The organism is Sphaerospermopsis reniformis (genome assembly GCF_005402885.1).
GTDB lineage: Bacteria > Cyanobacteriota > Cyanobacteriia > Cyanobacteriales > Nostocaceae > Sphaerospermopsis > Sphaerospermopsis kisseleviana.
Map to the genome: position 1 here is coordinate 1 of NZ_BJCE01000252.1, position 7,662 is coordinate 7,662.

Genomic DNA, 7,662 nt, shown 5'->3' on the forward strand with positions numbered 1-7,662 from the left:
GATTTGAGGATTTACAGGATGTTATTTACAGATTTTCTGTTGGTGTTTAAAGTTGTATTTGTCTGAATCAGGATAACCAGGATTTGAGGATGTACGGGATGGTAATTTTTAGATGGTTTGTTTGGTGTTTAAAGTTGTATTTGTCTGAATCAGGATAACCAGGATTTTAGGATTTTCAGGATGTTATTTATAGATTTTCTGTTGGTGTTTAAAGTTGTATTTGTCTGAATCAGGATAACCAGGATTTGAGGATGTACGGGATGGTAATTTTTAGATGGTTTTTTGGTGTTTAAAGTTGTATTTGTCTGAATCAGGATAACCAGGATTTTAGGATGTACGGGATGGTAATTTTTAGATGGCTTATAAACATTCAAAAACAATCATTAAATAACATCCTGCAAAAATCCCCAACTTCCTAAAAAACAATCATTCAAAAAAACATCCTGTACATCCATAACTCCCAACAAACAATCATCCAAAAACATCCTGAAAATCCTCTAATCCTGGACATTATCTCGACTTACTTCGACTTACTTCGACTGCGCTCAGTACAAGTCGCTCAGTACAGGTCGCGGTAGTTGAGCGTAGTCGAAACTCGATAACCACCTGATTCTGACAAAAAATCCTGATTCCAACTACTTAATTGTATCATATAATTATGATAAAATTATACAACTCTTTCATCCCATCATCATCCCACTCTTGACAATATGATAATCTGGCAACCAGAACAACAAATAAACAACGGTAGATTTATCATTCAAAACATTTTAGGTACTGGTGGTTTTGGTATTACCTACAAAGCTTTAGAACCCAGCACAAGGAAATTATACGCTATCAAAACCCTTAACTCTACCATGCAACTGCGGGAAGACTTTGCAGAACAACAGGTTAAGTTTATTAACGAAGCCTTGACAATTAAAGGATTTGATCATAAACACATTCTCAAAGTTTATGAAGTCATCCAAGAAGGTCAACTTTTTGGCGTGGTGATGGAATATATTGATGGGGTGACTTTATTTAAATATGTCCAAAATCAAGGACAATTATCAGAAAATGAAGCACTATTATATATAGATCAAATTGGTCAAGCGTTAGAATATATCCACAATAAAGGACAGTTACACCGCGATATTAAACCGGAGAATATTCTATTACGAGAAAATAAACAAGAAGCGGTATTAATAGATTTTGGTTTAACTCGCAGTCTCGCTACTAAAAGCATGACTAACGCACTCACAGCAGGTTTTGCACCTATTGAACAATATCGTCGTAAAGGTAATTTTGGAGAACATACAGATGTTTATGCTTTAGCCGCAACATTATATTATCTGTTAACTGCTGATGGATTGAAAAAAGAGGGAGAAATTTGTCCCGTACCCGCAACAAACCGGAAATATGAAGATGAACCTTTACCCGAACCTAAACATTATAATTCTCGTATTAGTCAGAGGGTGAATAATGCTATTTTGCAGGGTATGGAAATAGAACCGGGAAAACGCACTGCGACGGTTTTGAAGTTGCGGGAAAATTTGGGTTTGGTAAGAACCCCACCCCCTAACCCCCTCCCCGTAAGGGAAGTAAGAACCCCACTTCCTAACCCCCTCCCCGCAAGAGAGGAGGGGGGACTAAAATCAGATGTAGGGATGGATTATAGTAAACTGCGTGACTTACTCCAAGCTGGGAAATGGAAAGAAGCAGATGAGGAAACAAGACGGGTAATGTTAGCGGTTGCGAAACGGGAAAAGGAAGGTTGGTTAGATGTTGAAGATATTGATAATTTTCCCTGTGCAGACCTGCGAACAATTGACCAATTATGGGTAAAATACAGTGATGGTAAATTTGGTTTTTCTGTGCAGAAACGAATTTATCAAAGTTTGGGTGGAACGAGAGAATATAATACGGAAATATGGGAGAAGTTCGGGGGCAAGGTAGGATGGATAAAAGGAGAAAAGGAGAGAGTAGAAAGTAGGGGAATATGGGAAAAATTAAGGAACACTTGGTCGGATGTTTGGTCGCAGCCTGTTGGTAGTTGGTTGTACTACCAAAATATTACTTTTGACAAGAAAGCACCGGAAGGCCACCTTCCTGCTGGTGTGGGTGGAATGGAGAGAATATTAGGTTATTATCAAGGTGGTGTGGGGGCGATAAAAGAAACGGACGTGGGGTGGGGTGGTGGAGTTGGGTATTTTGGGAGGGTGTTGAAGGGAAGAGGGGTGAGTCTATTCTATCGCGTCGAGACTTGTAAATTGTAGTCTGTAAAGGTTACAGAAAATTATTAAGAATTGTAAACAGGTGATTTTGTACGAAGTCTTGCGGGTTGGGGGTTTTCGATACCTGGTACTCGGTTTTCTGGTTTTTGGAGAAAAATCCTGTAGTACAATACAAGCTAATACGAGTTTTATCATTCTGTGAATCCTAAAATCCTGGTTATCCTGATTCAGACGAATTAGGATTAGGATTATAAGCTGTTGTGCAGCTAGATTGTATAATAGAGAATTAGGTAACTAAGCGATCGCTTCTGAATTATGCCAGCCAAAAACCATCTATCTCAAGAACAGAGAGAAAATCTCTTAAAACACTTAAAAGAGCAAGATAATCCTTATGTAAAAGAGAAAATACTGATATTATTGTTGATGAATGATGGGAAAACTTACTAAGAAATAAGTGATTTTTTAAACATAGCATATACAACAGTAAGCTGTTACACAGCTAAATTGTATAATCCTAATATTCTGAACTCTTGTTTAACAGGCAAGATGCCTGTTCCACTTATACAAATTAAATGCACAACAGCTTATCATGATTAAAACTGGTAATTTAGCTTATTTGAGTAATAACCTGTGAGTATATCCTATATTCCCGCAGCACTTCTGACTTTTGACTTCCCGAAGGGTATCCTGATTCAGACAAAATTATGCTAAAATATAATCTGTGAAAAATCATATTTTCAAAACTATGATCTTGCAAACATGGCAACAATCTCATTCTCAAGAATTACAACAAATTACCGAAACATTAGCAAAAATAACTCAACTTCCAGCAGACGCAGTAAAACCTCATCTTGATGCAATGCTAGAACAATTAGTTAAAACCACAGAACTTCCATTTTATCAAACAGCTTCCGATGAAGAATGGATTACAGCACTAAATGAATGGAGTTCTAGTCATACCAAAAATACACCTATTTTATCTGACTACGCTATAAGTCGAGCAGGTATTTATGAAGATGAGGAAATATAGTGGGATATTTAATTGATACTAATATTATTTTGATAATAGCACAACCACATCATCCAATGTGTGCAGAATCTTTAAATGCACTCGCTACACTCCGAAGACAAAAAGAAAATTTTTATTTAACACATCAAAATTTAGTAGAATTTTGGCGTAGTGCTACCCGTCCTATAGAAAAAAATGGTTTAGGAATGAGTTTAATAGCACTCAGTACAAGTCGCGGTAGTTGAGCGTAGTCGAAACTCGATAACCACCTGATTCAGACAAATAAAATCTCCAACTCCCAACAAACAATCATTCAATCACATCCTGTACATCCTCAAATCCTGGACATCCTGATTCAGACAAATAAAATCCCCAATCACACCAAAATCATGTATAATATACAGGATCTATAAAAACTACCTAAATATGCAATCTACCATCACCCTGACTATTACCACAGGTAAACTCTCAGGAAAACAATATATATTCGACACTCGCACCACTTGTCTTATTGGTAGAAATGATGATTGTGGTTTATCCATACCCTACGAAGTTGATAAAAAAGTTTCCCGCTATCATTGTTTATTAGATATCAACCCCCCAGATATCAAAATCAAAGATTTAGGAAGTTTAAACGGAACTTATATTAATAACAAAAAAATAGGTGGTAGACAATCTCATCACACCCCAGAAGAAGCGCAAAAATTAAACTTTCCTGAATATGATTTACAAGATGGTGATAATATTATAATAGGTGATACTGTTTTTCAAGTTAATATTAAAATTACCCAACCACTTCATAAAACTCCTGATATTCAAACTCCTGGTTTTATCCAACCACCACAACCAAAAACCAAAACCAAACTTTTTGATGTCATTCAAAAATTAATCAAATTAGCGATAGGTGGAGAAAAACAATTAACAGCATTACGCAATTATCAAATTATCAAATCTATCGGAAAAGGTGGTTTTGGTGAAGTTTATTTAGCGCAACATTCCCAAACTGGTAAACTTGTCGCTTTAAAAGTCATGTTACCAGAAGTTGCACAGGATGAAAATCATGTCCAAATGTTCCTCCGGGAAATTGAAAACCTGAAAGCTTTAAAACATCCCTATGTTGTAGAATTATTTGATTATGGTTATGCAGAAAATATATTTTTCCTAGTCATGGAATATTACGAAGGTGGGAATGTTTATGATTTAATGCAGCAATTAGGAGGAAAATTACCTCTAGATATGTCTTTAGGAATTATCCTGCAAGTTTTAGACGGTTTAACATATACCCATAATGCAGAAATTCCCTATGTTAAATTAGCTAATGGTAGCTTTGCAAAAGGTAAAGGTTTAGTTCACCGAGATTTAAAACCAAATAATATTTTCTTGTGTAATATTAATGTTAAACTCACAGCAAAAATCGGTGATTATGGTTTAGCAAAATCTTTTGATTTAGCAGGTTTAAGTGGACAAACTTTCACCAAAAGAATGGGAGGTACACCGGGTTTTATTCCTCGTCAACAGGTGCTAAAATTTAAAGATGCAAAACCCGATGTTGATGTTTGGGCAAGTGCAGCTTGTTTATATAATATGTTAACAGGATATGTTCCCCGCAATTTCACAGATGATCCTTTTATGGATGTTCTGGAAAATGATCCTGTACCAATTTTACAACGTAATGCCAATATTCCCAAGCAATTAGCAGCAGTAATAGATTTAGCTTTAACTGAAAAACCGCAAATCCATTTTCAAAGTGCTGCAAAGTTTAAGGAAGCACTCATTAATGTCATCCTGTAAATCCTTAAATTCTGGATATCCTGATTCTGACAACGTAGACATTCAGATATAATATAATAGACTTCTCCAGAAAAGAAATTATGGCTTATTTATGGGGGCAGGTCGAAGCATTTGGGATATCTAGATGTCTGATTTTTCCGTCAAATTATCGCCCAAATGCTTCGCCCCTACAATATATTAAAAATCAATACATTCTATTTTGGAGAGGTCTATTGGTTTAGCTAATCCTTCTGCAATTTCTCTTTTAGCACGTTGAGCAGATGCAATTAATTTTTGTTGACTTTTTTTAAATGAATTATCCCATTCTAATTCATCTTGTAAATCTGCTAAATATTCTCTCAAATGTTCTGCAACTCTGTCTTGTACATCTTCAGATAAAGATTCCATCATTTTGATGACAGTGGTAATTGCTGGAGATGACATAATAGAATTTCCTTTACAACTTTACCAGTCTATTCTACTCAAAATCTCTCCGTCCCGATGCTGATAAGCTGTTACACAGCTAAATTGTATAATCCTAATGTTCTGAACTCTTGTTTAACAGGCAAGATGCCTGTTCCACTTATACAAATTAAATGCACAACAGCTTAGTACAGATATTATAGAATATTACAAACGCACATCCTGTAAATCCTTAAATCCTGGATATCCTGATTCTGACAATCTTACAATCTGAGAAATCTCAAACAAGATCCTATATGCACGCACAGATTTCCACTGTAATAAAATCATAATGAAAACTACCCAATTTGTCAACTACCTCACCCATGAATTTTTGAATTATCTGAATTAAAATTGATTGATTCACCGATGAAAATGAATAGAATAGACAAATATGTTTCCTTAGTCCTGAAAAAGATTACATTTAATTAAGTAAGGTAAAAAACAAATTACAAATTATGGCTACTGAACTGATTGAAGAACTAGGTGAAGCGGTGGAACAACGTCGCAATTTTGCGATTATTTCTCACCCTGATGCTGGTAAAACTACGTTAACTGAAAAATTATTATTATACGGGGGTGCTATCCATGAAGCAGGAGCGGTAAAAGCTCGAAGAGACCAGCGCAAAGTCACTTCTGACTGGATGGCAATGGAACAACAACGGGGTATTTCTATTACCTCTACTGTTTTACAATTTGTCTATAACAATTGTCAAATTAATTTACTTGATACCCCTGGACACCAAGATTTTAGTGAGGACACTTATAGAACTTTAGCAGCAGCCGATAACGCGGTGATGCTGATTGATGCGGCTAAAGGGTTAGAACCCCAAACCCGGAAACTGTTTGAAGTGTGTAAAATGAGGGGTATTCCCATTTTCACCTTTGTGAATAAACTCGACCGTCCGGGAAGAGAACCTTTAGAACTTTTGGATGAGATTGAGCAAGAATTGGGATTACAAACATACTCGGTAAACTGGCCGATAGGAATGGGCGATCGCTTTAAAGGCGTATTTGACCGCCACCAAAAGCAAATCCATTTATTTGAACGTAGCGCCCACGGTAGTAAAGAAGCCCGTGATACTATAGTTGATTTAGGTGATAGCAGGATTGAACAACTTTTAGAACAAGAACTTTACCATCAACTTAAAGATGAGTTAGAACTATTAGAAGGAGCCGGTGGGGAACTAGATTTAGATTTAGTGCATCAAGGAAAAATGACTCCGGTGTTTTTTGGGAGCGCCATGACTAACTTTGGGGTCGAGTTATTCCTCAAATACTTCTTGGACTACGCCCTCAAACCCGGTACACATCACAGCACCGCCGGCGAAATTCCCCCAACTTACCCAGAGTTTACAGGATTTGTCTTCAAACTCCAAGCTAACATGGATCCCAAACATAGAGATAGAGTTGCTTTTGTCCGGGTCTGCACAGGTAAGTTTGAAAAAGATATGACAGTGAACCACGCCCGCACAGGTAAGGCTGTCCGTCTGTCTCGACCGCAAAAACTTTTTGCCCAAGAGAGAGAGTCTATTGATGTCGCTTATGCTGGGGATGTAATAGGTTTAAATAACCCTGGCGTTTTTGCCATTGGTGACACAATTTACACAGGACAAAAACTGGAATATGAGGGAATTCCTTATTTTTCACCAGAACTGTTTGCGACTTTAAGAAACCCCAACCCCTCAAAATTTAAGCAATTTCAAAAAGGTGTTTCTGAACTAAGAGAAGAAGGTGCTGTACAAATTATGTACTCGACTGATGAAGCTAAACGCGATCCAATTTTGGCAGCAGTTGGTCAGTTGCAATTTGAAGTTGTGCAGTTCCGTTTACAAAATGAATATGGTGTAGAAACTATTCTTGATTTATTACCATATAGTGTGGCTCGCTGGGTTGAAGGTGGTTGGGAAGCTTTGGAAAAAGTGGGGCGTGTATTTAACACTACGACAGTCAAAGATAGTATGGGAAGACCAGTTTTATTATTCCGTAATGAATGGAATTGTCAACAATTACAGGGCGACCATCCAGAGTTAAAATTAAGTGCCATTGCCCCAGTGTTTTCTAGTCAACAACCAGTAGAAAAATAAACAATTAAAAGGGAATTGGTAATTGGTAATTGGTAATTGGTAATTGGTAATTGGTAATTGGTAATTGGTAATTGGTAATTGGTAATTGGTAATTGGTAATTGGGAAAATAAAATTGATTAC

The 7,662-nt window shown here is 36.6% G+C and carries 7 protein-coding genes; 6 read left to right on the forward strand and 1 reads right to left on the reverse strand.

Annotated features, from left to right (window positions below; translation table 11 throughout):
* The first annotated feature begins 710 nt into the window (after positions 1-710).
* The 5 genes from FFR48_RS23220 to FFR48_RS23240 all read left to right on the forward strand — a co-directional run bounded on the left by FFR48_RS23220 (position 711) and on the right by FFR48_RS23240 (position 5,013).
* Positions 711-2,255: a serine/threonine-protein kinase gene (locus FFR48_RS23220; RefSeq protein WP_137668996.1), complete on the forward strand. Its 1,545-nt coding sequence runs from the start codon at positions 711-713 to the stop codon at positions 2,253-2,255.
* 273 nt (positions 2,256-2,528) lie between these two features.
* Complete coding sequence (locus tag FFR48_RS30230; protein ID WP_268932461.1) at positions 2,529-2,660, forward strand: hypothetical protein; 132 nt, start codon at positions 2,529-2,531, stop codon at positions 2,658-2,660.
* A 298-nt stretch (positions 2,661-2,958) separates the two neighbouring features.
* A complete protein-coding gene (locus FFR48_RS23230) occupies positions 2,959-3,243 on the forward strand; it encodes a hypothetical protein (protein ID WP_137668997.1) in 285 nt (94 codons plus the stop codon).
* Positions 3,243-3,467, forward strand: a complete 225-nt coding sequence (locus FFR48_RS23235; RefSeq protein WP_137668998.1) for a hypothetical protein — start codon at positions 3,243-3,245, stop codon at positions 3,465-3,467. The genes FFR48_RS23230 and FFR48_RS23235 overlap by 1 nt, the downstream gene beginning before the upstream one ends.
* Before the next feature lie 181 nt (positions 3,468-3,648).
* Positions 3,649-5,013 carry a protein kinase domain-containing protein gene (locus tag FFR48_RS23240; protein WP_137668999.1) on the forward strand — a complete coding sequence of 455 codons (1,365 nt, stop codon included), beginning with the start codon at positions 3,649-3,651 and terminating at the stop codon, positions 5,011-5,013.
* 177 nt (positions 5,014-5,190) lie between these two features.
* Here FFR48_RS23240 and FFR48_RS23245 read toward each other — a convergent pair whose 3' ends face one another.
* Complete coding sequence (locus FFR48_RS23245) at positions 5,191-5,436, reverse strand: hypothetical protein (RefSeq protein WP_137669000.1); 246 nt, start codon at positions 5,434-5,436, stop codon at positions 5,191-5,193.
* A gap of 476 nt (positions 5,437-5,912) precedes the next feature.
* Here FFR48_RS23245 and prfC point away from each other — a divergent pair, with 476 nt between their 5' ends.
* Positions 5,913-7,541, forward strand: a complete 1,629-nt coding sequence (gene prfC, locus FFR48_RS23250; protein WP_137669001.1) for a peptide chain release factor 3 — start codon at positions 5,913-5,915, stop codon at positions 7,539-7,541.
* The last annotated feature ends 121 nt before the right edge of the window (positions 7,542-7,662 follow it).